Genomic DNA, 25,117 nt, shown 5'->3' with positions numbered 1-25,117 from the left:
AATATTTATAGAAAGGGGTTTGAGTATATGTGGGAACAAAAGTTTCAGAAGGAAGGTTTAACCTTCGATGACGTTCTATTGATGCCAGCTCAGTCGGACGTTCTACCAAGAAGTGTTTCCGTTCATGTGGATTTGACAGACACTCTTAAATTGAAGATGCCGATTATCAGTGCGGGTATGGATACGGTGACAGAAGCGGACATGGCTATAGCTATGGCGCGTCAAGGTGGCTTAGGCGTGATTCACAAGAATATGTCAATTGAAGAACAAGCAGACCAAATTGACAAAGTGAAACGATCTGAAAGAGGAGTTATCACCAATCCTTTCTTTTTAACACCTGAACATCAAGTGTTTGATGCTGAACATCTGATGGGTAAATACCGTATTTCAGGTGTGCCGATAGTAAATAACTTATCTGAGCAAAAGCTAGTAGGTATTTTAACGAATCGAGATTTACGTTTTATTGAAGACTACTCTATTGCAATCGATGAAGTGATGACTAAAGAGAACTTAATTACTGCACCTACTCATACTACATTGGATCAAGCTGAAGAAATCTTGCAAAAGTACAAAATCGAAAAGCTTCCGCTTGTAGATGATAATGGTATTTTGAAAGGTCTTATTACTATAAAAGACATAGAGAAAGTGATTGAGTTCCCAAATTCTGCTGTGGATGAACACGGACGATTATTAGTAGCTGCAGCCATTGGAGTTAGTGGAGATACGGATCTGCGCGCTGAAAAACTCGTAGCTGCAGGTGTTGATGCTCTTGTAATTGACACTGCCCACGGACATTCCCAAGGTGTTCTTGATACTATTAAAAAAATCCGAAACAATTATCCTGATGTTAATTTGATTGCAGGGAATGTAGGTACAGCTGAGGCGACTAAAGCATTAATCGATGCAGGTGCAGATGTTATTAAAGTAGGGATAGGTCCAGGGTCTATTTGTACAACCAGAGTCGTTGCTGGAGTAGGAGTACCTCAGATCACTGCAGTATATGATTGCGCAACGGAAGCTAGAAAACATGGCGTAGCTATCATCGCAGATGGTGGTATCAAATATTCCGGCGATATTGTTAAAGCACTAGCTTCTGGTGGACATGCTGTTATGTTAGGCAGTATGTTGGCTGGTACAAGTGAAAGTCCCGGAGAGAAAGAAATCTTCCAAGGACGACAATTCAAAGTTTACCGCGGCATGGGATCAGTTGCTTCTATGGAAAAAGGGAGTAAGGACCGTTATTTTCAGGAAGATAATAAAAAATTCGTCCCTGAGGGGATTGAAGGAAGAGTTCCATACAAAGGACCAGTAGCTGAAACACTATATCAAATGGTTGGTGGCCTTCGCTCTGGTATGGGATACTGTGGAGCTGCAAATCTTCTGGATTTAAGAGAAAAATCACAAATGATTAAAATAACAGGTGCCGGACTGAAAGAAAGTCATCCGCACGATGTTCAAGTTACTAAAGAAGCACCTAATTATTCTTAGTACATCACATTAATACCAAACCCCATTAAAATAAACGAACGACTTCGTATATCCTTGCGAATATGGCGCAAGAGTCTCTACCGGGTTACCGTAAATGACCTGACTATGAAGGCAAGAGCTGGTGAATAACACTAGAACTCTGCCTTTATAGGTGGAGTTCTAGTTTTTTTATTGGTAAGTTTGAATAAGAGGTGAATAGATTTGGAAGAAATCCAAGAAAAAATCATTGTGTTAGACTACGGAAGTCAGTACAACCAATTGATTACGAGAAGAATCCGTGAGTTTGGAGTATATAGTGAATTACTCTCTCATAAAACAACTGCAGAAGAATTAAAGGAACTGAAGCCAAATGGGATTATTTTATCAGGTGGGCCAAATAGTGTGAATGATAACAATGGCTTTACGATTGATCCTGAAATCCTGGAGATGAATATACCAGTGTTAGGTATATGTTATGGAATGCAACTGATCACCCATCATTTTGGGGGAAAAGTGGGGGCGGCAACTGCTCGTGAATACGGGAAAGCTCCGATTAAAATTAATGGAGATTCTATACTTTTCAATAAGTTACCAGATGAACAGGATGTATGGATGAGTCATGGAGATCAAGTGGTTGAGACTCCAGAAGGTTTCCAAGTAGATGCAGTTAACCCGAGCTGTCCGATCGCAGCGATCAGTCACCCTGAGAAACATTTTTACGGTGTACAATTTCACCCAGAAGTCCGTCACACGATACATGGTAATGATATTTTGAAAAACTTCGTGTTTGATATCTGCCACTGTAATGATACTTGGACGATGGAAAACTTTATCGAGCTCGAAATCAATAAAATCCGTGAAGAAGTAAAGGATCGTAAAGTTCTCTGTGCATTGAGTGGAGGGGTCGATTCATCAGTGGTAGCTGTATTATTACATGAAGCTATTGGTGACCAGTTGACTTGCATATTCGTAGACCATGGATTGTTAAGAAAAAATGAAGCAGATGAAGTAATGAAGATGTTCCGAGATGGGTTCAATATAAACGTCATTAAAGTAGAAGCTCAGGACAGGTTTCTGAATAAATTAAGTGGGATAAGTGATCCCGAACAAAAAAGAAAAATTATTGGAAATGAGTTCATCTACGTTTTCGATGATGAAGCTTCAAAATTAAAAGAAATTGATTACTTAGCTCAAGGGACTTTGTATACAGATATTATTGAAAGCGGAACGGAAACTGCTCAAACGATTAAATCTCACCATAATGTCGGTGGTCTACCAGAAGATATGCAATTCAAATTGATCGAACCATTGAATACTTTGTTTAAAGATGAGGTTAGAGCCTTAGGAGAGGAATTGGGTATTCCAGAGCATATTGTATGGAGACAACCATTCCCTGGCCCTGGATTAGGAATTCGTGTATTAGGAGAGGTAACTAAGGAAAAGTTAGAGATCGTAAGGGACTCTGATGCTATCCTTAGAGATGAGATCAAAGAAGCTGGTCTAGATCGCGATATATGGCAATATTTCACCGTCCTTCCTGATATTCAAAGTGTAGGGGTAATGGGAGATCAACGAACTTACGATCACACCATTGGAATACGTGCAGTTACATCTATTGATGGAATGACTTCAGATTGGGCAAGGATTCCGTGGGATGTTCTTGGGAAAATCTCAACTCGAATAGTTAATGAAGTTCCAAGCATTAACAGAGTAGTGTACGATGTTACAAGTAAGCCACCAGCAACAATCGAGTGGGAATAGATGAATGAAGTATAATCAAAAATAGATACAACTGAATAACTGATAAATGATGAAACAAAAAGCCCGCCTTGTCTACGCACAGGCGGGTTTAATACATCTATTGTGCTTTTTTCTTAGGTTTTACTTTAGGCAAAATTTTCTTGTTCGTTACAAGACTTTCACGGTTCCAAGTAGATTCATCTTCTGGATCGTATTGCTCGATAAACTTGATAACTTCTTTCGTGATTGGTGTAGGAGTTGACGCTCCAGCTGTAACTGCCACAGTATCAACACCTTGCAACCATTCTAATTTGATTTCAGATATATTAGCTATACGATATGCTTCTGTACCAGCTTTTTCTCTAGAAACTTGAGCCAAACGATTGGAGTTATTACTTTTAGGATCTCCAACGACAAGGGTTAATTGAGCATCTTTAGCCTGCTCAGCTACAGCTTCTTGTCTAACTTGAGTCGCCATACAAATTTCTTGGATCATATCCGTCTGTGGATATCGATTTTGTACCTCAAGCATCACATCGTAAACATCCCACTGACTCATTGTTGTTTGGTTCGTTACGATGATTTTAGCATCCTTAGGTAAATTCAAGTCCTGAACTTCTTCTTCCGTTTGAATCAAATGCACATGATCAGGTGCAACACCTACTGCCCCTTCAGGCTCGGGATGCCCTTTTTTACCAATATAAACGACTTCATATCCTTCTCCAACTTTTTCACGAATTAAATCATGTGTTCGTGTAACGTCAGGACAAGTTGCATCAAGAACAGTCAGTCCTTTATCTTCAGCAAGTTGTTGAAGTTCTGGTGAAACCCCATGTGCAGTAAAAATAACGGTACCTTCATTAACTTCTTCTAAAAGTTCAACTCTTGTTTTATCTTTACCATCTAAAGTATATATACCTTCATCTTCGAAAGCTTTGGTTACATGACTATTATGAACGATCATACCTAAAATATATATCGGTCTAGGTAAGTTCGGATCCTTCGCTGCATTACTCGCAATGACCATTGCATCGACGACACCATAACAATATCCGCGTGGTGCGATTTTAATAACATCCATGAATACATGGCCTCCCCAAATTCGTAATTATCTCTATATGTCATTATAAAGGTTATAGCTCTTAAAGACAAAATGTTTAATCAAGTAGCATTTCAGGTATGTCTCATTTATAATGGAAGGTGTTATTAAAAGGAGAAGATAAGTATGAAACGTTATTTCCAGTCATTTAATTTGAGCAACAATATGTTGGATATCATTAGTGAATTGAAATTCGAACACCCGACAGAAATTCAACATCAAGTGATTCCAAAAACACTTAAAAAGCAAAATATCATTGGACAATCTCAAACAGGAACTGGTAAAACCCATTCCTATTTGATTCCTTTAATGGATCAGATTAGACGTGAAGAGCAATCCGTCCAAAAGCTGATCATTGCACCAACTCGTGAACTTGCTATGCAAATTTATGAACAAGTCAAAAATATGATTCAATTCGATGAAGATCCAAACCCTTGGAAAGCGAAGCTAGTCATAGGTGGGACGGATAAGAAGCGGTTGATGCAGCAATTTAAACAGCAACCACATATCGTGGTTGGTACACCAGGAAGAATCTTAGACTTCATCGAGGAAGGCGCAATCGACGCTAGTAGTGTAGAAAGTGTCGTTATTGATGAAGCGGATTTATTGATTGATCTAGGGCTGATGGAAGAAGTAGATAAGACACTTTACCGTATGAAAGAAGATGTACAAACACTTGTATTCTCAGCGACCATACCCAAGAAACTAGAACCTCTATTGAAAAAATATATGGTTAATTCCCAATATATACAAATAGAAGAAGATGTGTTGAGTCCTGAGCAGCTTGAACATCGTTTGGTGCCTCTAAGACATCGAAATCCTGCTGATCTTATTGTTGAAACCTCGAAGTTGATCAACCCTTATATCGCTCTTGTTTTTGTAAACAAAAAAGAACGAGCAGATGAGTTGGCTGATCAATTATTAAGTAAAGGTCTTGAAGTAGGGGTCATACACGGGGGTTTACAACAACGAGAACGAAAGAGAATGCTTCAAGAAGTGAAAACTTTGAGATTCCAGTATATCGTTGCAACCGACCTAGCAGCAAGAGGTATCGATATACCAGGGATCAGTCACGTATTCAATGCCGAGTTACCAAAAGATATGGATACTTATATTCACCGGGTGGGAAGAACAGCCCGGGCTGGTTTAGAGGGTACAGCAGTGAGTTTCTATACTGAATACGATTTGCCGTTAATTGAGAAACTCGAAGAGAAAGGCCTATCATTCTTGAATTATGATATTAAAAAAGGTGAATGGGTAGAAGTACAAGAATGGAACCAACGTAAAAAGAGACAACAAAAAGATAATAATTTAGAAAAAGAAGCTTGGAAAAAGGTTAAGAAACGTAAAAAAGTCAAACCTGGTTATAAAAAGAAAATGAAGTATGAAAAGGATAAAGTGAAGAAGCAGTTGAAACGCGAACAATTCAGAAAGGGTAAAAAGAGAGGGGAATAAACATGAGATTAGGATCACATGTATCGATGAGTGGGAAGAAAATGCTATTGAAATCTAGTGAAGAGGCTACATCATACGGCGCAAATACGTTTATGATCTACACTGGTGCACCTCAAAACACGAGAAGAAAAGCAATCGAAGACCTTAATATTGAAGAGGGAAGAAAACACATGGCTGAGCACGGTATCGATGATATTGTCGTGCATGCACCATACATCATTAATATCGGTAATACTCAAAAACCAGAAACATTTGAACTCGGAGTTAATTTCCTTCGGTCTGAAATCGAACGAACAGAAGCAATCGGGGCTAAGCAAATTGTGCTTCACCCAGGGGCTCATGTGGGAGCCGGTGCTGATGAAGGCATAGCGAAAATCATCGAAGGATTAAATGAAGTGCTGACCGAGAAGAAAGATGTCCAGATTGCACTTGAAACGATGGCCGGCAAAGGCTCTGAATGCGGACGTAGCTTTGATGAAATAGCTAAAATTATTGATGGAGTAACCCATAATGAACGACTATCCGTATGTTTTGATACTTGTCATACACATGATGCAGGTTATGATATCGTTAACGATTTTGATGGAGTTATTAATCAATTCGATCAAACGATCGGACTTGATCGAATGAAGGTTCTTCACATTAATGACAGTAAAAATGAGCGAGGAGCAGCGAAAGATCGCCACGAAAATATTGGTTTTGGTCATATCGGTTATGATGCATTGCGCTATGTGGTGCACCACCCCCAGCTCATGCATTTACCTAAAATCTTAGAGACACCATACGTTGGTGAAGATAAGAAAAATAAGAAACCGCCTTATCAATTTGAAATAGAAATGCTTAAAGGTGATTCATTCGACGAATCATTGAAAGAAAAAATCTTGAACCAAGATTAGAGCAAGTGCTCCATACCGAATTGTTTTGCTAATGAATATAGCAATTGTTCCGCTTTTCTTGCAACATTCTCATCAATACTTGAAGAAATATATTGAAATGTACGCTGTCGATCCTTTTCAGAAAAAGGATCGATTTTTTGTGTCCGAATGAATGTAAGGATTTTATCTGCTTCTTGATCTGTGACCGATATACCATAGTTCCTACCATGCTCCACAATTTCTTGAGGTGTACTTTGATATAGGCGGGTAATGATCATTTGTTTAATCATAATTTTTAGGTCCTTTCGACAAAAATGTTTCGATTATATGTATATGGGGTACATTTAATTTTGTGCGGACCGTCTCCTACATAAAAATTGGACTGGTTTCTGCATCATGATTATTTGATCTGTCAACATTTGTGCTCTTTAAGCCCTATTTATTGAAGTATGGCTTAATGTCATTTAACATTAGTAATTGTCGCAAAAGCACGTTAACAAAAATTGTAAAAAGTTATGCAGTAAACGAAAGGATGATAGGATGAATTATAAGGTTATTTCCTTTATTTTTCTATCGCTCTTGTTGATATCTGGTGGAGTTATTTTAAATAATTCCTATTATGAAGAGCAATTGACTCAGCTTGAAGATGAAAAGGAACAGATTAATAAAACTAACGATTCACTAGTGGATCAGAATGAATATTTACGGTCTAAAGAGACTGTAACTCAAGAAGGATTAACGATGGAAGAGTGGCAGGAGCTTGAACGTAATGCAGATCAAATGGTCACGAACAGCGATGGGAATTTCAAAAAATCATGGGCCTTGTTTTTAAATAAGAAAGCAAAAGAATACGAAGTTGATCCATTCATCGTATATGAATTGTTAAGAGTAGAAACCGGTAATACATTTGATCCAGAACTTACCGGTCCTGAAACTAAATATGGACACGCTTACGGCATGTCTCAATTCATGGAAAACACAGCTCCGTGGATTGCAGAAATGGCTGGTTTACCATATGAAAAAGAATTGCTTTTCGATCCAGAATATTCAATTGAGCTATCTATAGTTTATTTAGATTTTCTCCATCATAAATACGATAACTGGGATGAAGCGCTGACTGCTTATCACAGAGGTATGGGTGGATTAGAAAAATATAAAGCGAACAAAGGGCATGCAGCAAGCTGGTATGCAGTAGAAATACAGGAAGAAGCAGAAAAACGCAGACAAGTTGCATTTGCGAATTAACTTATAATCCGAACTCTTAAATTGAGGGTTCGGTTTTTTATGTATGAAATTTGTCATACCTTCACAACATAACAATATGAAAAGAAAGTGAGGGTATGAAAATGACATCAAAAGATGATCAATATAATGAAGAACAATATAATAAGGAAACAGTCAAAGAAGCAAATCAAATAGACCAACAACATGTTCTTGATCCATTAGATGCTGAAAAACCTCTTGCTCAAGTTACTCCGAATGAATATGCTGCAAGAGATAGGGGAGAAGATGTTGAGTTCGCAAGTGAGTCCGCTGCATTCAACCCAAATGAATTAGATAGTGACAAATTACGAAAAGAAGAAAAAGAAACAAGAATGGAACAGCATGTTGATGCAGGTTGGGGTTGGATTGCACTGGTCATGTCTTTATTAGCATTCTTCGTATGGACATTTTTATTCGGTGTGGTAGGAGCTATTATAGGTGTGTATGCTAAACGTCGTGGAGCTAATACACTTGGTAATTTAGCTATTGGTTTTGCATTAGTTGCAATTGCAGTAAGATTGTTCGTTTATCCACTTATATAAAATACAAAGTCGCTATAATATAGAATTTGCTTATTATCTACAAAAAATCATCAAAATAAAAACACCCACAGACATTTGTCTGTGGGTTTACTTTTGAACTTATGCGTTTTGTGCCTCTTCTTCTTCTTTTTGCTTTTTATAATGTTCTTCGGCTAACTTATCGACTTCTTTCTTCAGTTCATCGACCATTATCTCCTCAGGAACCTTTCTGATGATCTCTCCGTGTCTGAAGAGTAAACCTTCTCCACGGGCACCAGCGATACCTATATCAGCTTCACGCGCTTCACCTGGTCCATTCACTGCGCAGCCAAGGACGGCCACTTTGATAGGAGCCTTGATTTTCTGAATATATTCTTCCACATCGTTTGCGATCGATATCAAGTCGATTTCGATTCTTCCACAAGTAGGGCATGAAATAAGTGTTGCTGCGTTTGCAGCTAAACCAAAGGATTTCAGTAACTCCCTTGCTACTTTTACTTCCTCCACAGGGTCGGCACTTAAAGATATGCGAAGTGTACTTCCAATCCCTTTACTTAAAATTGCACCTAAACCAGCAGCACTTTTGACTGTTCCTGCAAAAAGTGTACCTGATTCTGTGATACCCAAATGAATCGGATATTGAATTTCTTTAGCAGCCATTTCGTATGCTTTAATCGCTAAATGAACGTCAGATGCTTTTAAGGAAACAACGATGTCATGAAAGTCTAGGTCTTCCAAAATTTTAATATGCTCTAAAGCACTTTCAACCATTGCTTCAGGTGTAGGGTAACCGTATTTTTCAATCAGATGTCTTTCAAGCGATCCAGCGTTGACCCCGATACGAATAGGAATCCCCTTAGCTTTGGCAGCGTTCACGACAGCTTCAACACGTTCGCGTTTACCAATGTTACCAGGGTTGATACGGATTTTATCTGCCCCACCTTCGATTGCTTTTAAAGCTAAACGATAGTCGAAGTGTATATCGACTACTAGTGGTATATTGATTTGCTTCTTGATTTCTGGAATAGCTTCAGCAGCTCGGTCATCTGGGCAAGCCACTCGGACGACCTGACAACCAGCTTCTTCTAAACGGTGAATTTCTTTGACTGTTGCTTCAACATCATGTGTTTTAGTGGTAGTCATTGATTGTATAATTACTTCATCCTTACCGCCGATGACGACATTGCCGACACGCACGGGTCTGGTATCTTTTCGATGTGTAATCGTAGACATGCTACAACTCCCCTTTAATGGTGTAAAATAAAACTAAACCAATCCATTTATGATAATAACAAAAAAAGACTCAACATGCCATCTTAAGTAATTGTTATAATAAAGAAAGATTACTATATTTTATTATTTGAATGGGGGATATTATGTTTATCGAAACAGCTTTAGGTGCTTTTTTAATAACTGCAGTTGCTATGTTTTTCCTATTTGGCGAGTTGATTGTGAAGCTAAAAGGACTTGGCGCAATTCTTGGTTTAGGTGCGATTACATTTTATTTTTCGGGTCATCTTTCATCATTCGACCTGATTTGGATCATGGTTACTTTTGCAGTAGGTCTGTTAATGGTAATTCTAGATGGAAAATTTATAAATGATGGAACAATTGGAGTACTTGGGTTTATCATTCTCATTTTTTCTGTCGGTTTTGCAGCTCCAAATTGGTTATTAGCTGTATATAGTATAACAGGGGTTATTATAGGTGCATTTGGGAGTTTATTTTTAATGAAAGTGCTTCCGAAAAGGGGCATGTGGACGAAAATTGCTTTGTTTGACCAGATGACCAGTGACAAAGGGTATAATTCCATGAATGATTCTTATAAAGAACTACTCAACCAAGAAGGAATAACTTCAACTGACTTGAGACCTACAGGATCCATTCGAGTGAACGATCAAGAATATAGTGCAGTTTCTAAAGGGAAATGGATAGAGAAAGGGAAAAAAGTTCAAGTGACCAATGTGGATGGTACGAAAATTTTAGTGGAAGAAATATAAAAAATCCCAAAACCGTGTTTATGTTTAGTTAATTAAGTGAAACTAAATGTTAGAAACGGTTTTGGGATATTTTTTTATTTGGCTTTCTTTGGCACGAACGAAGAAATGAAGTATAAAATCACAAAACTCCCTATCCAAAATAGAAAGCCAGATATCATTTGTTGAGAAGCAAATCGATCATATATGAAAACAACAATACTAGGAACAGTTACTGCGTATGCTGACAGTTTCCAAATTTGAGCATAATTCAAATTGCGTTTCATAGATTTGTTACCCATGAGTCCACCTAGTGATAACAAGCTTACTTCCACGAACTTCACCGTAGTTGATAATAAATAAAATGTGACGACTGATAAGATCAATAGTACATAAATGAAGTTTGCTAATTCTGAATGAAGATCATCCAAAGTAAAAGTTTCACCTTCCGAAAACATACTGCTATACATAAATGAATATGAATTCGAAGGTGTTTTTAACATGCCTTGGTTATGATTAAGGAATAAAATATTTTTCTTGGAAGTGAAATCATCTTCTACAGTAGTAATAATCAATGAATCATTTTCAAATATAATCTCTTCATCAGCTGATTGTTCTTCCTCATTATATGTAAAGGTTGAGTCTTCTGTCTCAGAAGCTTTTTCGATAGAACTTAACGCCTGAGTTGCATCCAAAGTAAGGTTGATTGCATAGGGAAATGTCAAGAGCATCATCAAGAAGAACACAAATCCGATTGACTTCCCGACTTTTTCTATTCTTAAAGCAGAAACTTTCTTGAACTGGAGTAGACTCCAATAAAATCTTTTAAACATATTTATCTTTTTCAATAATGCCACCTCTCTAACTCTTTATATCATAAATGATGATCGATTCATGCACAATAAAAATTGACAGCTATAAATACCTAATTTGTCGATTGTTAAGTTTTTGTAAAGAATGGTGTAGAAGTCTTTACGAATTGGTCTAAAGTTCATCATAATGTACTTGTCGCGCAAAACTTTATGTAAAAAAACTATTGTAATTGATGGGGGTAATTTTTATGATCGATGCTAGTGTTCAAGAAATGATATTCTTATTCCTTGGTGGACTGGGGATATTCTTGTTCGGTATCAAATTTATGAGTGAAGGTTTACAAAAAACTGCAGGGGATAAACTTCGAGATATTCTTGATCGTTTTACTAGTAATCCATTGTTAGGGATATTAGCAGGTATAATAGTAACGATCTTAATTCAATCAAGTTCTGGGACAACAGTTTTAACAATTGGTCTTGTAAACGCAGGTTTTATGACACTTAGACAAGCTATTGGTGTTATCATGGGTGCCAACATTGGTACCACAGCAACAGCGTTTATTATTGGATTTGATATCTCAGCTTATGCGTTACCTATTATCTTTGTAGGTATGTTGATGTTATTCTTCTTTAAAAATAAAAGAATCACATACTTGGGACAAACTGTATTCGGGTTCGGAGCCCTATTCTACGGTTTAGAACTGATGGGTGAAGGAATGAGTCCGTTACGCTCGGTACAATCATTCCAAGATTTAACTGTAACTATGAGTGAAACACCGATCTTAGGTGTTGTAATCGGTACAGTCTTCACAGTAATTGTCCAAAGTTCTTCTGCGACAATTGGGATTTTGCAGCAGTTATTTTCTGAAGGAGCAATTGAATCCTTAGATGCTGCTCTACCTGTATTATTTGGTGATAATATTGGTACTACTGTTACTGCAGCTTTAGCTGCAATTGGTGCGAGTATAGCTGCGAAAAGAGCTGCAGCTGTCCATGTGTTATTTAATTTAATTGGTGCTACTATTTTTCTTATTCTCTTAGTTCCGTTCACTTCTTTGGTGGAGTATTTAAGAGATATACTGGCACTAGAACCTAAAATGACAATTGCTTTCGCTCACGGGATTTTCAATGTTTCAAACACAATTTTACAATTCCCATTCATTGCAGCGTTCGCAGTTCTTGTGACTAAAATTATTCCTGGTAAAGATAGCGTCATTGATTATAAACCAAGGAACCTTGACCCCATCTTCATTGAGCAATCGCCATCGGTTGCTGTGACACAAGCTAAAGCTGAATCGATTCACATGGGTGAAATCGCAGTTCACGGTTTAGAAGAGACAAAAAATTATCTAAACAGTAACCAGCCGAAACATGCTGAAGTTGCCTATCAATTAGAAGATGCGTTGAATAACTTAGATAAAAAAATAACCAATTATTTAACCCAAATTTCAAGTGAGTCAATCACTGAAGCGGATAGTAACACACATTCAGCTGTTGTTGATGTTGTCCGTGATATAGAGAGAATCGGTGACCACTTTGAAAACATTGTAGAGTTGAATGATTACAAAATCACAAATAAAGTTCATTTGACAGACCAAGCAATTGAAGATTTAAATGAAATGTTCAACCTCACACTCTTAACTGTTCAAGAAGCTCTAAATTCATTCGAACAGATGGATGAGGAATTAGCTAAATCAGTTATGAAGAAAGAGGATGAAATCGATAAAATGGAACGCGTATACAGAAAGAAACACATTATGCGTTTAAATGAAGGATTATGCTCAGGCACAGCCGGAATCGTATTTGTAGATATCATCAGTAACCTTGAGCGTATCGGTGACCACGCATTAAATATCGCGCAAGAAGTAACTGGAAAGCCTGAATAATGATAGAGTAGAGGGCTGATGGAATATCAGCTCTCTATTTTTTATTAAAAACAATTTGAATAATGTTGACATCTTTTATCTATCATGATAAATTAAATCTCGTCGCTGTTAATCATGTAGAGAAGTGACGCGGAATATCAACTGAACGAACACAGTGGACAAGACATGGTGAAAACGAAAGATAAACATTTTTAACTTTTTTAAGATTCTAGCGTAGCGAACCGTAAACTTCCCGAAAAAACAACAGAGTAGGTTTGTGAGGAGCGCTGACATCACCGAATGATCTTTCAACGCGACGAACACAGTGGGCAAGACAAGGTGAAAATGCAAGGTAAGTATTTTTAACTTTATTAAGATTCCAGCGTAGCTCAGTGGTAGAGCAATCGGCTGTTAACCGATCGGTCGCAGGTTCGAATCCTGCCGCTGGAGCCAAATGGCGGTGTAGCTCAGCTGGCGAGAGCGTACGGTTCATACCCGTGAGGTCGGGGGTTCGATCCCCTCCGCCGCTACTCATTTTTTGAAAATGTATCAGCCACTTCAACAACATGGCGGTCGTGGCGAAGTGGTTAACGCACCGGATTGTGGCTCCGGCACTCGTGGGTTCGATTCCCACCGATCGCCCCATTTATAAAAAATATTAAATTAGTGGACCCTTAGCTCAGCTGGTTAGAGCTATCGGCTCATAACCGATCGGTCGCAGGTTCGAGTCCTGCAGGGTCCACCACTAACACACGGAGGAATACCCAAGTCTGGCTGAAGGGATCGGTCTTGAAAACCGACAGGGGTGTCAAAGCCCGCGGGGGTTCGAATCCCTCTTCCTCCTCCATATTTTTAATTGCCAACAAGCTCTTGAGCTTGTTTTTTTGTTATTCAGACTTCATTGACATGTTTAAAAAATAAATCACTTGGTAAATGTAATTATGTAGGTTTAAATGATATTTTCATGCAAATGCCTTGCAAGGTTATCAATGGATTGGTAACCTTTTTATTGAGTGGCAATTCTGAAGATTGGTGTCTTTTTGATTTGACCACCGTATTATGTTGAAGGAGGAATTTCATTATGTCTAAATTTGAACTACCAGAATTACCTTACGCTTATGACGCACTAGAACCACACATCGATAAAGAAACGATGAACATTCACCACACGAAGCACCATAATACGTATGTGACTAAGCTGAATGCCGCATTAGAAGGGCACTCAGATTTACAAGACAAATCATTAGAAGAATTATTACAGAACTTGGATTCACTACCTAGTGATATTCAAACACCTGTAAGAAATAACGGTGGTGGCCACGCGAACCACAAATTCTTCTGGACAATTTTATCACCGAACGGTGGTGGAGAACCTACTGGAGAATTAGCTGAAAAGATTAATCAGACCTTCGGTAGCTTTGATGAATTCAAAGAGAAGTTCGCTGCTGCTGGTGCTGGCCGTTTCGGTTCAGGTTGGGCTTGGTTAGTAGTGAAGAATGGTAATCTTGAAATCACTTCTACTCCAAACCAAGACACTCCAGTTATGGAGGGTGTAACACCAATCCTTGGTCTTGACGTTTGGGAACATGCTTATTACCTTAAATATCAAAACCGTCGTCCAGACTATATCAATGCATTCTGGAACGTTGTGAACTGGGATGAAGTAAGCAAGCGTTATGAAGATGCAAAATAAATATTAGATCAATACTGAGAGTAGGTAGCATTGCGCTATCTACTCTTTTTATATTTCGTAAGAGCGAATAAGCATTCATTAATTGAGAAAACTAGCGATGAGGAAATGAGGGAGTTAGATGTTTCTGAGTCGCCTTAATGATGTGAGTGCTTACGAAAAGAAAAATTTATTGTTATTGTTAGCAATCGGATGGTTATACACTTTAGGTATTTATTTGTCGAATATATTTGTAAATGTGTTCCTATGGAAGCAAACAGAAAGTTTATTACTGGTCAGCTTATATAACCTGACGATCTATGCTACACAAGTAGCTACATTTGTTTTATCGGGAAATTGGGTGAAACGTATTGATCGGGTATTAATATTAAGGTATGGCATTCTGATGATTGCTGTATTTTTTATGCTTGTGCTTTCATTTGGAACAGCTGCTTCCTCTTATTATATTCTTTTGGGAATTGTTTTAGGGTGTGGATACGGTCTGTTTTGGCTATCTTTTAATGTACTGACATTTGAAGTGACAGAGCCATACACTAGAGATTTCTTTAACGGATCCTTTGGAGCTCTTCAGTCACTCAGTGGCATGATTGGTCCCATAACTGCTGGTTGGTTGATAACTGTCTTAGAAGGGTATCAAGGATATTTAACAATTTTCTTCATTTCTTTCTTATTGTTTTCGTGCGCAGTTGTTTGTAGCATGTTCATGACAAGGAGAAATGTAGATGGAAGAATAAGTTTCAGTCATGTCATTTATGAGACAAAAAGGAACAAGCAGTGGCTATTGTTAATCAGTGCCCATTTTTTTCAAGGTCTTAGGGAAGGTATTTTTCTTTTCCTCATCGGGTTGATTGTCTTCTTGGTAACACAAAGTGAAATGACTTTGGGAATATACAATATGCTTTATGCAGCAGCATCTTTTGTGGTATATCAGTGGATTTACAAAAGGTTTCGTTCTTCCCATCGTCCAACCATGATACTAATTAGTTCATTAATTTTATTCTTCTCTCTATTCTGGTTCATCAACAGTTCAACGTCTATTGAATTTTTTATTTTTGCAATTGTTTTGGGAGTAACCTTCCCACTGTTTTATGCTCCATTGATGTCAGTCTCTTACGATATAATCGGTCAAGCACACTTGGCAAAAGAATACCGAATAGAATATATTATCATGCGCGATGTCTTTCTGAATTTGGGTAGAGTGGTCTCACTTCTTCTGTTCGTGTCAGGATTACTTATATTCGGCACTGAACAGTTTATGATATTCGCTGTGATCATTTTTGGGCTCGGTTATGCGATAGCTGGAGGCATGATTTCCTTTATATCGAAAAAGAAAAAAGAAGGAATTTGACGCTTATCTTAATGGAAAATAGATGCTATAATTGAGAAGATCTTTAAAAAGGGAGAGGGTTTTCTCATGACAAGAAAGAAAAGTAAATCACATCTACCTCTTCGGTTAAATATATTGTTTTTTGCTATATTTTTGCTATTCTCCATGTTGATTCTTCAATTGGGAGTTGTGCAGATACTATATGGACAAGACGCACAAGAGGAATTGGATCGTACGGAACGGGTCGTAAGTGAAACCCCTGTACCTAGAGGTAAATTGTATGATCGAAATGGAAATTTATTAGTTGATAATGAAGCTAAGTTTGCTATTACATACACACCACAAAGGAATGTGCAGCCAGAGGACAATTTAGAAGTTGCAAGGAAATTAGAACCTTATATAGAGATGGATACAAGTTCAGTGAATCAGCGGAGCATTGAAGATTATTGGATATTACTGAATCGAGAGGAAGCTTATTCAAGGTTATCTGACGAAGAGAAAGAACAAAGTGATAGGGATCAATACTATTCTATGTTAGATAAAATTGAAGAAGAGGATCTAGAAGGAATCTCAGAAAAAGAAATGGAAATCATCGCTATCAAACATGAGCTGGATCAAGCTTATGAATTAACACCTAGAATTATCAAAAAAGATAATATCTCTAAAGAAGAGTATGCTGTTATTGCGGAAAATTTAGGTAAGCTTCCAGGGATAAACGTAACGACTGATTGGGAACGAGAGTACTTGTATGATGGGACCTTCAGAAACTATATCGGGAGTCTTACTACAGCAAAGCAAGGCTTGCCTAGGACGGAATTGGATTACTATATGTCTAGGAATTACAGTCGTAATGATCGTGTCGGCAGAAGTGGTCTAGAAGAACAATATGAATTATTATTAAGCGGTAAAAAAGAAATCCGCGAACATATCACTAACGCTAATGGTCAGGTTATTAATTCAAATCTTATTCGTGAGGGTGAAAGAGGCAAAGACTTACGATTGTCTGTGGATATTGAATTGCAGGAACAAGTGGACGAAATTGTACGGGATGAATTACAAAACGCCATTAATCAGCATCCATACGAGAATCGCTATTTGAAAGATGCTATGGTAGTCATGATGGACCCGAATACTGGTGAGCTTCTCGCAGTTTCCGGTCAGAGTCGCAGCGAAGAAGATGGGGAGGACGTTTATAGAGATGAATCTTTCCGAGCTTTTTATGACTCGCATTTGCCAGGTTCGACAGTCAAAGGTGCAACAGTGCTTGCAGGTTATGAATCTGGCGTTTTGAGTGTGGGTGAAACTATGCGAGACCGACCTATCACCATTTCTACTGACACTAAAGGTTCTTATAGACCGATTGGGACAATCAATGACTTAGGGGCAATCAAACAGTCATCAAACGTTTATATGTTTTTTGTAGGGCTAAGACTAGGTGGAGAATTCAGGGAAAAATATAATTTTGATACGGTAACTTATAACCGTGAAGGTTTTTACGAATTACAAAGTTATTTTGCTCAGTTTGGTTTAGGTGTTGAAACTAGAGTGGACTTCCCATTTGAAGAAGATGGTGTAGAAGGTAATGGTGCTCGACCAGGTGATTTGATGGACTTAGCTATTGGCCAGAACGAGGCATATACAGCTCTTCAAATGGCTCAATATGTATCCACCATTGCTAACGGAGGTTATCGAATGCAACCTCACTTAGTGAGTCAAATCCATCAACCGACTAAGGAAGATTCTTTAGGACCTATATACGAGAAGAATGAACCAACTGTATTGAACCGAATCGATATGGAAGATCGATTGATCGAACGTGTTCAAGAAGGCTTCCGTCAAGTAATGCAGGAATCTGGAGGAACTGCATATAGGCACTTTAATGATGCTGAATATGAGCCAGCTGGTAAAACAGGTACCGCGCAGGAATATGTCTATCCGGGGGATAACCAACGTATCATGGTATATAACTTGTCACTGGTAGGGTATGCACCTCATGACGAGCCAGAAGTTGCTTTTTCAGTTCTAGTTCCATATACAGGAACCGATTCTGAATACCAGATCAACAAAAATATCGGTCGCAGAATTCTCGATGCTTATTTTGATCTCAAAGAGAAACGTCAAACTGGAGCAATTGAGGAAGCTGAAGAAGAGCAGGAAGAAGAAGAGACAGAAACTGATACAACAGAATAAAAATGAGAAAAGACAGGATTCCTTAGGAACTCCTGTCTTTTTATAATGGTGTGATGATTTTTTTGTCTGTGATTATTGTTTGAACTGGTTGGTCGAAAGAATCGTAGGGGAGATGGGGCACTATTTGCTCGTCCATGGCGATAGAAATAGTTTGTCCATTGTAATCTTCTAAATAGCGATCGTAATACCCGCCACCATAACCGATTCTGAAACCTTCCTTATCGAATAGTAAGCCTGGAACGATAATCAGATCAATGTCCCGTTTATTCGTCAGCTTTTTCTCATCTGCTAGGGGTTCATACAAATCAAGATATACATTTTCGAGTTCTTCACGGCTAGTGTATTGATAAAAGGTCATTTGATTATCATTTTCAGGATAACATTTTGGAATAACTACTTGTTTTTGTTGCATCCAAGCTTGTTCAATCAGTTTATGTGTATCAAGTTCTATAGATCTAGGTATAGTACAAGCAATGGTATTTGCGTTTTGCCAGATGGAAGTGTTCATGACTGCATCTGTAATAGCATCCATCTTTTCCGTTTTTGTTTCTTTAGATATATGTTTAAGTAATCTTTTTCCGACTGCTCTAAATGAGGACTTGTACATAAAATCACTCCCATTATATAGAAAAAAACAGTAGGAATTGCATCCCCACTGTTTTACTTCGTTTCGCGATGTAACGTATGTTTTTGTAGTCTCGGGCTATATTTTTTCAATTCTAAACGATCAGGGTTTGTACGTTTATTTTTTGACGTGATATAGTTACGATCGCCAGTTTCTGTACAAGCTAAAGTGATTTGTACACGCATGAAAATCCCTCCATTTCTTCTATCTCTTCAATTTTCGACTTAATCATCATACCATTTGTATTTGAAATATTCAAGATGGAATCTATTCCAAGTTCGCGAATAACATGATATTATTTCATATGGGCAGTAATTAACATGATTATAAGCTAGCTTGATTATTTGAAATACAGGAATTGGAGAGATTATATTGATTTATGCGATCATAACGATATTAGTAATTGGCCTTATTTTGTTCATAGCTTCGTTTTTTATGAATAGTCGTTTACATGACCTTGAAGATCAAGTGGAACAATTATCTATTTCCACATTGCAAGATCGATACATCATTAAAAACAAAATCAAAGTATTAGAAGAGGAATTGTTGACTGACACAATGGATTTAGAATCTTTGGCCTCTAATAAAGGAAACAATTCAAATGAATTAGTAAATAACGTTCAAAGAATGTATTTACAAGGATATGAAATAAATCAAATAGCAGATAAGACTGGATTAAGTAAAGAAGATATCCAAACCATAGTTCAAAAGGAAAAAGATAGCCATTCATTGGTTTAAATAAAAGGTGTGAAGATAATAATGCGTATAATGGTAGCCTCATTTTCCATCGGGTTGATGACAGCGGCGTTAATTATGGGCGGCGTTTTTATGTTAGAAGACCAAGAGAATAGTAGTGAAGGGGAACAAAAAAACAAACTAGATGGAGAATCAGCACAAAGCTATCTGGAAGAGAGAGATTATGAAGTTATTGATCCGGATGAAGTGAGTACTTTAAAAGAAAAGAACGAACAATTACATAAAAAAATCACTCAATTAAAAGAAACTATGGAATCGATGCAGGAATCAAACGAAGAAGAGGAAAGTTCTGCGGGAGGTTCATCAAATACGAACACTGATTCATCAGTGACACAATATACTTTGACGATTTCCAGTGGTATGACTCCAAATGATATCGCAAGAGAGTTGGAACAACAAGATATCATCCAAGACGGTGATGAATTCAGTAAGTTTTTAGAAAGCAATGATTATAGTCGCATCATTCAATTAGGAACTTATGAAGTTGCTTCAAACTTGGAATACAGCGAAATCGCCCAAAGGATCACAGGTAACTAATTACAAGGTACCTCTCGGAGAATGGGAGCTGTTAATTTGTATGTAACAGAACAATACTTGTTGCTTAAAACTGTAGACACTCTACAGCAAAAATATGGATTCAGAACTTTATTCATATCAGATGCACGCGATGAATTTTTATTAGAAAAATATGATCGCCGTATTAATCATGTCATATGTATAAGAAGAAAAACATTTGACTGGTCTAATCAACTTAAGCAAGATATAGATTCATACTTGAGAAAATTTTATCAGCAACCTCAACTGTTCCGAGGAAAAGAAACACGATTCAGCATTGTTTATGTTTCTAATTTGAAACCAGTTGATTCGTGGGAACACTTGAGTAAAACTATGCGCCTTAAGGGTCGTAAAAATGCCACAGTCACCACTTACTTTGTGGATGAATATGAAGGATTAGAAGAGTTAGGAAAACTGACTAACACGATTGATAAAAATGATAATTGGAAAATGGAAGCTTTACCTCCTATTTCTGAGCAAGAACGTCAGATGGTTTATCTAGAACAGAAGATAGTAGCCATCCACCAACACAATCAGAGAAAATTTGAGGAGATATTCCAGTTTGGTAAAACAAAGTGGACGTTTGTTTTAATTATCATTAACTTAATTGTGTTTTTTCTTATGGAGACACAAGGAAGTTCGACTAATAGTCTGCATTTAATTGACTGGGGCGCAAAATATAACTATGCAATATCCGAAGGGGAGATTTGGCGCTTCCTTACATCAATGTTTTTACACATTGGTATTTTCCATTTAATGATGAACATGATTGCATTGTATTTTCTCGGTGAAATAACTGAGAAGATTTATGGATCAAAAAGGTTTTTATTCATTTATTTTTTAGCTGGCTTTACAGGAGGAATAGCTAGTTATGCAACCAATGATGCTGTAGCTGCAGGAGCATCCGGTGCTATATTTGGGCTGTTTGGTGCACTCCTTTTCTTCGGCTTACATTATAAAGAACTGTTTTTTCAAACAATGGGAAGAAGCCTTTTAATAATAATTGGAATAAATATTGTGTTCGGGCTTGCCGTTCCTCAGATCGACAATGGTGCCCATATTGGTGGATTGATCGGTGGTTTTATTGCTTCTCAAATAATTCATTTACCTAAGAAAACAGAAGGAACGAAGCAGGTAGTAGCGATAATAGGGCTAATCACCCTGATGAGTGCGATGTTCTTATATGGATCACAACAAACATCAGCCTCTGAAAATCCACAAACTATGGCAGCTATCGCTCAAGAGTACGTTGAGAGTGAAAGGTATGCAGAATTAATAGATTGGAGTACAGATCGAATAGATCAAGGAATAGAACATGAATTTGTATATTTTTATCGTGCAGTTGCTTATCTGGAAACCGATCGACTTGATGCAGCTGAGGATGATTTATTTCGTTCAATAGAAATTAATGAAGATTTTGCTGAGGCACATTATAATTTAAGCGTCATTTCTGAAAGGGAGAATGAAATTGGAATGGCATTAGAGCATGTGAGAAAGGCAATTGAACTACAACCTGCCAACGAGCAATTTAAACAGTACGAAAAGGAATTATCTCAAAAATCTACGAGTGGGTGAGTTAATGCGTACGTTATTTGATGTTCAACAACTGTTAAAACGATTTGGTACGTTCATTTATTTAGGCGATAGAAATGCAGACATTGAAATGATGGAAGAAGAAATAAAAGATTTATATAAAAATGGGTTGATATCATCGGAAGAATATACACAAGTTTTATTAGTTTTAAAAAAAGAGAGAAAAGACATGGGTTAAAGGTCCTCAAATCAAGGTTTGAGAACCTTTTAAACGGGAATTGAATATAATAGTGATTTGTATGAAACTTTTTTTATGTTTGTTCGTCTAATAAGAGAACATAACTATACGGAGGAAAGAAAAATGAATCGTATTAAAAACACCCCATTATTTATCGTGGCGGGTATATTAGTAGGCTTGAAAATATATATTCTCTACAGATTCTATTTTAGCCTTTCAATGGAATCGCTTTTTCAAGAAATAATATTATTCGTTAACCCAATCGCATTTAGCTTATTGGTGTTTTTCCTTGCGGTTTGGATGGCACCTAAGCGACAGAAAAAATACATTAAATATGCCTCAGTTGTAATTACATTAATTATTTTATTCAACTTATTTTATTATCGAAACTTTACGGACTTTATAACAATTCCTACACTTTTTCAAGTGAATAATGCCGGAGATCTTGGCTCAAGCTTTTTCTCATTAATGCATATTGAAGATGTCTTACTTTTATTAGATGTCGTAGCTATTTTCATATTCGCTAAAAGAGACACTTTTGTTGTGAAGACCTTTTCAAAACAATTTAAAAGAAGAGCTATCACGGTATCTCTTGCAGCAATCGTTTTGAATCTTACGCTTTCAGAAATAGAGCGCCCAATGTTGTTCAAAAGAGGGTTTGACAGAGAATACCTGGTTAAGAACGTTGGTTTATTTACATTCCATGGTTACGATATAGTTTTGACTGCTTCCACTCAGACTAAGCGTCTGTTTGCGGATGGTTCTGAAATGAATGAGATCGATGAATATGTGGAAGAGAACGTGAGAGAAGAAGAGAAACCTCCAATTGACTTAAGTGGTGTAGCCGAAGGGAAAAATATTGTTTATATTGCAGCAGAATCAATGCAGGACTTTGTCATAAATGAGGATTTGAATGGTGAAGAAATTACGCCGTTTTTAAATAGTTTGATTGAAGAAAGTTATTACTTTGATAATTACTATCATCAAACAGCTTTAGGAAAAACATCTGACCACGAATTCTTATTGGATAACAGTCTTTATCCTTTACCAAATAGTGCTGTGTTTTTTACTCATGCTCAGAATGAATATCATGCTTTACCTGAGATCATGAGTGAGAAAAAAGGGTATAAATCATATGCTTTTCACGCAAATAATATCAGCTTCTGGAACAGAAACGTGATGTACGAGACTTTAGGTTACGAAGACTGGTATGACGTTGAATCATACGAGTTTTCAAAAGAAGATGAAATTGGTTGGGGATTGAATGATAAGATGTTCTTTGATCAAACGGTAGACATGATGAAAGAAATTGATGAACCACATTATGCAAAATTAATTACCCTAACTAATCATTTCCCATTTGAAATGCCACAAGAAGAAGCAACAATCGATCAATTCGATTCTAGGTCTGTGACGTTGAACCAATATTTCCAAACTGTACGTTATACGGATGAGGCGATTGAGCGATTTTTTGAGAAAATGAAGCAAGAAGGGTTATACGAAGACACAATTTTCATCATTTCTGGAGATCACTACGGTATCAGTTCGTATCATAACGAGTCGATGGGTGAGTTTCTAGGAAAAGAAATCACGCCATATGATGAGGCTAAATTGCAGCAGGTTCCATTCATTATTCATATTCCCGGACATGATGAGTCAAGAACTATATCTACTGTTACGGGTCAAGTGGACTATAAGCCAACTTTATTGAATATGCTCGGTATAGAAAATGAAAAGGATATTATTTTTGGAAACGATATGTTCTCCGAAGAACGAAAAGGCTTCATTGCATTCCGAGATGGTAGAGTAGTGGGAGAAGAATATATCTATGCAGGTAATATTTGTTACGATGCCGAAACCGGTGAGGAAGCTGAAGAAGGGGCTTGTACTGAAATGAAAGAACAGGCCGCGCAAGAATTGAATTACTCAGATGAAATCATCTATGGAGATCTATTCAGGTTTTATGATTTTGAAAAAGGAGAAATTCTCGTAGATGAAGAGGAAGATGTTGAGGAAGAAGAGCAGGATGAGGAAGAAGTTACAGAAGAAGATGCTGACAAAGAAGAAGACGAAAGCTCAGAACAATCTGAAGAAGGACAGAATGAAGATGTCTCTGAAGAGGACGGGAGTTCAGAAGATACCGAAGATGGCTCTGAAGAAGACGGGAATTCAGTAGATACTGAAGAAGAGCAAATTGAAGATAGTTCTGAAGGTCAAGAAGAGGTAAGCACAGAAGAAAATAACGATGAACAAGAAAACAACAACGAAGAATAAACGCCTTAAAATTTAGAGTTTGAAATTTGCTTCATCTTGTTTTACATGGAAAGTCCACTCTGGAGTTAATGAGTGGGCTTTTGATTTTCAGTAAACTATAATAGAAGGAACAATATTACCACAATAAAAGATATAGAGGTTGATTCCATGGGAACGATTTTCCAACTAAAAAGTGTACAGAAAAGGGTATTGAATTTTATTGATCTGAGCATTGAAAAAGGTGATCGACTCATAATATTCGGGCCTTCAGGTTCTGGAAAATCTACTCTATTACACCTGTTTAATCGATTAGAAGATCCGGAAGATGGGGAGATATTATATAATGGAAAAGCGATACAAAGCTTTCCTATTCCTGAACTAAGAAAGATTATCGGTCTTGTCATGCAACAGCCACATTTATTTCCTGAAACGGTGAAAGATAATTTAAAGTTCGGACCTTCTTTATTTGAAGAATGGAATGAAGACAAAGCAATTGAAGTACTAAAGCATGTGAACTTATCAGGAGAGTTTTTAGAAAGGCCTGTCGATGAACTTTCAGGTGGCCAACAACAAAGAGTATCGTTGGCAAGAACTTTAGCCAATCAACCTGAAGTTTTGCTTTTGGACGAGCCTACCAGCGCACTAGATGATAAAAACATAGAGATGATTGAAGAGGACTTAATGAATTTATTAAAGACTCAAGACTTAACGATGGTGATGGTTACACACAACCTTAATCAAGCGAAACGTTTAGGAAACAAAGGGATCTTTCTTGAGGGTGGTGAAATCAAGGAGTATGGTCACCTGCCTGACATGATTGAACAGCCACAATCGAAGGAACTTATACGTTTTCTTAATCATGAATAAATAGGAGGTC

At 37.3% G+C, this 25,117-nt stretch carries 23 protein-coding genes, 5 tRNA genes and 1 riboswitch; of the genes, 22 read left to right on the top strand and 6 right to left on the bottom strand.

All coding sequences use genetic code 11. The annotated features are described in order from the left end of the window. Positions 1 to 27: 27 nt before the first annotated feature. Both guaB and guaA read left to right on the top strand, forming a co-directional pair. Positions 28 to 1,488 (top strand): IMP dehydrogenase, encoded by a 1,461-nt coding sequence (gene guaB / locus CEY16_RS04485; RefSeq protein WP_101330756.1) that lies wholly within the window; start codon positions 28 to 30, stop codon positions 1,486 to 1,488. 24 nt (positions 1,489 to 1,512) lie between these two features. Next, positions 1,513 to 1,614: riboswitch (purine riboswitch) on the top strand. A gap of 75 nt (positions 1,615 to 1,689) precedes the next feature. Beyond that, entirely contained in the window at positions 1,690 to 3,228 is a 1,539-nt protein-coding gene (gene guaA, locus CEY16_RS04480; RefSeq protein WP_101330755.1) for a glutamine-hydrolyzing GMP synthase, read from the top strand. 97 nt (positions 3,229 to 3,325) lie between these two features. Here the strand turns inward: guaA and CEY16_RS04475 are convergent, their stop codons facing one another. Continuing rightward, on the bottom strand, positions 3,326 to 4,288 hold the full coding sequence (locus tag CEY16_RS04475; protein WP_101330754.1) for a 4-hydroxy-3-methylbut-2-enyl diphosphate reductase: 963 nt from the start codon (positions 4,286 to 4,288) through the stop codon (positions 3,326 to 3,328). Between the two features lie 144 nt (positions 4,289 to 4,432). Between CEY16_RS04475 and CEY16_RS04470 the strand changes: the two genes are divergently transcribed. After that, positions 4,433 to 5,761 carry a DEAD/DEAH box helicase gene (locus CEY16_RS04470; RefSeq protein ID WP_101330753.1) on the top strand — a complete coding sequence of 443 codons (1,329 nt, stop codon included), beginning with the start codon at positions 4,433 to 4,435 and terminating at the stop codon, positions 5,759 to 5,761. A gap of 2 nt (positions 5,762 to 5,763) precedes the next feature. Then, the gene (locus CEY16_RS04465) at positions 5,764 to 6,657 is read left to right on the top strand and encodes a deoxyribonuclease IV (protein WP_101330752.1); all 894 of its coding nucleotides are present in this window, start codon (positions 5,764 to 5,766) and stop codon (positions 6,655 to 6,657) included. Here the strand turns inward: CEY16_RS04465 and CEY16_RS04460 are convergent. Continuing rightward, on the bottom strand, positions 6,654 to 6,926 hold the full coding sequence (locus tag CEY16_RS04460; RefSeq protein WP_101330751.1) for a DUF2624 family protein: 273 nt from the start codon (positions 6,924 to 6,926) through the stop codon (positions 6,654 to 6,656). The two genes, CEY16_RS04465 and CEY16_RS04460, sit on opposite strands and share 4 nt — an antisense overlap. Positions 6,927 to 7,176: 250 nt before the next feature. Between CEY16_RS04460 and CEY16_RS04455 the strand changes: the two genes are divergently transcribed. Next, complete coding sequence (locus CEY16_RS04455; protein ID WP_101330750.1) at positions 7,177 to 7,881, top strand: lytic transglycosylase domain-containing protein; 705 nt, start codon at positions 7,177 to 7,179, stop codon at positions 7,879 to 7,881. A 101-nt stretch (positions 7,882 to 7,982) separates the two neighbouring features. Continuing rightward, complete coding sequence (locus CEY16_RS04450; protein WP_101330749.1) at positions 7,983 to 8,441, top strand: hypothetical protein; 459 nt, start codon at positions 7,983 to 7,985, stop codon at positions 8,439 to 8,441. Positions 8,442 to 8,540: 99 nt separating this feature from the next. On the opposite strand, the gene ispG is transcribed toward CEY16_RS04450, so the two are convergent. Then, positions 8,541 to 9,653 (bottom strand): flavodoxin-dependent (E)-4-hydroxy-3-methylbut-2-enyl-diphosphate synthase, encoded by a 1,113-nt coding sequence (ispG, locus tag CEY16_RS04445; protein ID WP_101330748.1) that lies wholly within the window; start codon positions 9,651 to 9,653, stop codon positions 8,541 to 8,543. A gap of 143 nt (positions 9,654 to 9,796) precedes the next feature. Here ispG and CEY16_RS04440 point away from each other — a divergent pair, with 143 nt between their 5' ends. After that, positions 9,797 to 10,420, top strand: a complete 624-nt coding sequence (locus CEY16_RS04440) for an NfeD family protein (protein ID WP_101330747.1) — start codon at positions 9,797 to 9,799, stop codon at positions 10,418 to 10,420. A 74-nt stretch (positions 10,421 to 10,494) separates the two neighbouring features. Here CEY16_RS04440 and CEY16_RS04435 read toward each other — a convergent pair whose 3' ends face one another. Continuing rightward, complete coding sequence (locus tag CEY16_RS04435; RefSeq protein ID WP_101330746.1) at positions 10,495 to 11,244, bottom strand: DUF1189 family protein; 750 nt, start codon at positions 11,242 to 11,244, stop codon at positions 10,495 to 10,497. Positions 11,245 to 11,456: 212 nt separating this feature from the next. Here CEY16_RS04435 and CEY16_RS04430 point away from each other — a divergent pair, with 212 nt between their 5' ends. From CEY16_RS04430 to CEY16_RS04390, 9 genes are all read left to right on the top strand, one after another. Then, complete coding sequence (locus CEY16_RS04430) at positions 11,457 to 13,094, top strand: Na/Pi cotransporter family protein (protein ID WP_101330745.1); 1,638 nt, start codon at positions 11,457 to 11,459, stop codon at positions 13,092 to 13,094. 357 nt (positions 13,095 to 13,451) lie between these two features. Next, a tRNA-Asn gene (locus tag CEY16_RS04425) sits at positions 13,452 to 13,526 on the top strand. 3 nt (positions 13,527 to 13,529) lie between these two features. Then, positions 13,530 to 13,603: transfer RNA gene (locus tag CEY16_RS04420), tRNA-Met, on the top strand. Positions 13,604 to 13,642: 39 nt separating this feature from the next. After that, positions 13,643 to 13,718, top strand: a tRNA-His gene (locus CEY16_RS04415). 23 nt (positions 13,719 to 13,741) lie between these two features. Next, positions 13,742 to 13,818, top strand: a tRNA-Ile gene (locus CEY16_RS04410). Positions 13,819 to 13,827: 9 nt separating this feature from the next. Beyond that, positions 13,828 to 13,920, top strand: a tRNA-Ser gene (locus CEY16_RS04405). Positions 13,921 to 14,154: 234 nt separating this feature from the next. Further along, the gene (locus CEY16_RS04400) at positions 14,155 to 14,766 is read left to right on the top strand and encodes a superoxide dismutase (RefSeq protein ID WP_101330744.1); all 612 of its coding nucleotides are present in this window, start codon (positions 14,155 to 14,157) and stop codon (positions 14,764 to 14,766) included. A gap of 118 nt (positions 14,767 to 14,884) precedes the next feature. Further along, entirely contained in the window at positions 14,885 to 16,111 is a 1,227-nt protein-coding gene (locus CEY16_RS04395; protein WP_101330743.1) for an MFS transporter, read from the top strand. Positions 16,112 to 16,177: 66 nt separating this feature from the next. Next, positions 16,178 to 18,280, top strand: coding sequence for a peptidoglycan D,D-transpeptidase FtsI family protein (locus CEY16_RS04390; RefSeq protein WP_101330742.1), 2,103 nt, complete (start codon positions 16,178 to 16,180; stop codon positions 18,278 to 18,280). Positions 18,281 to 18,320: 40 nt separating this feature from the next. Here CEY16_RS04390 and CEY16_RS04385 read toward each other — a convergent pair whose 3' ends face one another. Both CEY16_RS04385 and rpmG read right to left on the bottom strand, forming a co-directional pair. Next, entirely contained in the window at positions 18,321 to 18,887 is a 567-nt protein-coding gene (locus tag CEY16_RS04385; protein ID WP_101330741.1) for a 5-formyltetrahydrofolate cyclo-ligase, read from the bottom strand. Between the two features lie 53 nt (positions 18,888 to 18,940). Further along, complete coding sequence (rpmG, locus tag CEY16_RS04380; protein ID WP_101330740.1) at positions 18,941 to 19,090, bottom strand: 50S ribosomal protein L33; 150 nt, start codon at positions 19,088 to 19,090, stop codon at positions 18,941 to 18,943. A gap of 187 nt (positions 19,091 to 19,277) precedes the next feature. Here rpmG and CEY16_RS04375 point away from each other — a divergent pair, with 187 nt between their 5' ends. From CEY16_RS04375 to CEY16_RS04350, 6 genes are all read left to right on the top strand, one after another. Next, a complete protein-coding gene (locus CEY16_RS04375; RefSeq protein ID WP_101330739.1) occupies positions 19,278 to 19,643 on the top strand; it encodes a hypothetical protein in 366 nt (121 codons plus the stop codon). Between the two features lie 21 nt (positions 19,644 to 19,664). Further along, positions 19,665 to 20,198, top strand: coding sequence for a hypothetical protein (locus CEY16_RS04370; RefSeq protein WP_101330738.1), 534 nt, complete (start codon positions 19,665 to 19,667; stop codon positions 20,196 to 20,198). Between the two features lie 36 nt (positions 20,199 to 20,234). Then, entirely contained in the window at positions 20,235 to 21,791 is a 1,557-nt protein-coding gene (locus tag CEY16_RS04365) for a rhomboid family protein (protein WP_162297848.1), read from the top strand. Positions 21,792 to 21,795: 4 nt separating this feature from the next. After that, on the top strand, positions 21,796 to 21,987 hold the full coding sequence (locus CEY16_RS04360) for a YqgQ family protein (RefSeq protein WP_101330736.1): 192 nt from the start codon (positions 21,796 to 21,798) through the stop codon (positions 21,985 to 21,987). A gap of 123 nt (positions 21,988 to 22,110) precedes the next feature. Continuing rightward, on the top strand, positions 22,111 to 24,261 hold the full coding sequence (locus CEY16_RS04355; RefSeq protein ID WP_101330735.1) for an LTA synthase family protein: 2,151 nt from the start codon (positions 22,111 to 22,113) through the stop codon (positions 24,259 to 24,261). A 147-nt stretch (positions 24,262 to 24,408) separates the two neighbouring features. Further along, positions 24,409 to 25,107, top strand: coding sequence for an ABC transporter ATP-binding protein (locus CEY16_RS04350; protein WP_101330734.1), 699 nt, complete (start codon positions 24,409 to 24,411; stop codon positions 25,105 to 25,107). Positions 25,108 to 25,117 lie beyond the last annotated feature (10 nt).

The organism is Halalkalibacillus sediminis, assembly GCF_002844535.1.
GTDB classification, from domain to species: Bacteria; Bacillota; Bacilli; order Bacillales; family Alkalibacillaceae; genus Halalkalibacillus_A; species Halalkalibacillus_A sediminis.
The sequence above is the reverse complement of the archived record's forward strand: the minus strand, read 5'-3'. Positions and strand labels throughout refer to the sequence as shown.

Coding starts and splice junctions, on each gene's coding strand:
- guaB (WP_101330756.1), top strand. CDS start 28: ATGTGGGAACAAAAGTTTCAGAAGGAAGGTTTAACCTTCGATGACGTT.
- CEY16_RS04475 (WP_101330754.1), bottom strand. CDS start 4,288: ATGGATGTTATTAAAATCGCACCACGCGGATATTGTTATGGTGTCGTC.
- CEY16_RS04470 (WP_101330753.1), top strand. CDS start 4,433: ATGAAACGTTATTTCCAGTCATTTAATTTGAGCAACAATATGTTGGAT.
- CEY16_RS04465 (WP_101330752.1), top strand. CDS start 5,764: ATGAGATTAGGATCACATGTATCGATGAGTGGGAAGAAAATGCTATTG.
- CEY16_RS04460 (WP_101330751.1), bottom strand. CDS start 6,926: ATGATTAAACAAATGATCATTACCCGCCTATATCAAAGTACACCTCAA.
- CEY16_RS04455 (WP_101330750.1), top strand. CDS start 7,177: ATGAATTATAAGGTTATTTCCTTTATTTTTCTATCGCTCTTGTTGATA.
- CEY16_RS04450 (WP_101330749.1), top strand. CDS start 7,983: ATGACATCAAAAGATGATCAATATAATGAAGAACAATATAATAAGGAA.
- ispG (WP_101330748.1), bottom strand. CDS start 9,653: ATGTCTACGATTACACATCGAAAAGATACCAGACCCGTGCGTGTCGGC.
- CEY16_RS04440 (WP_101330747.1), top strand. CDS start 9,797: ATGTTTATCGAAACAGCTTTAGGTGCTTTTTTAATAACTGCAGTTGCT.
- CEY16_RS04430 (WP_101330745.1), top strand. CDS start 11,457: ATGATCGATGCTAGTGTTCAAGAAATGATATTCTTATTCCTTGGTGGA.
- CEY16_RS04400 (WP_101330744.1), top strand. CDS start 14,155: ATGTCTAAATTTGAACTACCAGAATTACCTTACGCTTATGACGCACTA.
- CEY16_RS04395 (WP_101330743.1), top strand. CDS start 14,885: ATGTTTCTGAGTCGCCTTAATGATGTGAGTGCTTACGAAAAGAAAAAT.
- CEY16_RS04390 (WP_101330742.1), top strand. CDS start 16,178: ATGACAAGAAAGAAAAGTAAATCACATCTACCTCTTCGGTTAAATATA.
- CEY16_RS04385 (WP_101330741.1), bottom strand. CDS start 18,887: ATGTACAAGTCCTCATTTAGAGCAGTCGGAAAAAGATTACTTAAACAT.
- rpmG (WP_101330740.1), bottom strand. CDS start 19,090: ATGCGTGTACAAATCACTTTAGCTTGTACAGAAACTGGCGATCGTAAC.
- CEY16_RS04370 (WP_101330738.1), top strand. CDS start 19,665: ATGCGTATAATGGTAGCCTCATTTTCCATCGGGTTGATGACAGCGGCG.
- CEY16_RS04360 (WP_101330736.1), top strand. CDS start 21,796: ATGCGTACGTTATTTGATGTTCAACAACTGTTAAAACGATTTGGTACG.
- CEY16_RS04355 (WP_101330735.1), top strand. CDS start 22,111: ATGAATCGTATTAAAAACACCCCATTATTTATCGTGGCGGGTATATTA.
- CEY16_RS04350 (WP_101330734.1), top strand. CDS start 24,409: ATGGGAACGATTTTCCAACTAAAAAGTGTACAGAAAAGGGTATTGAAT.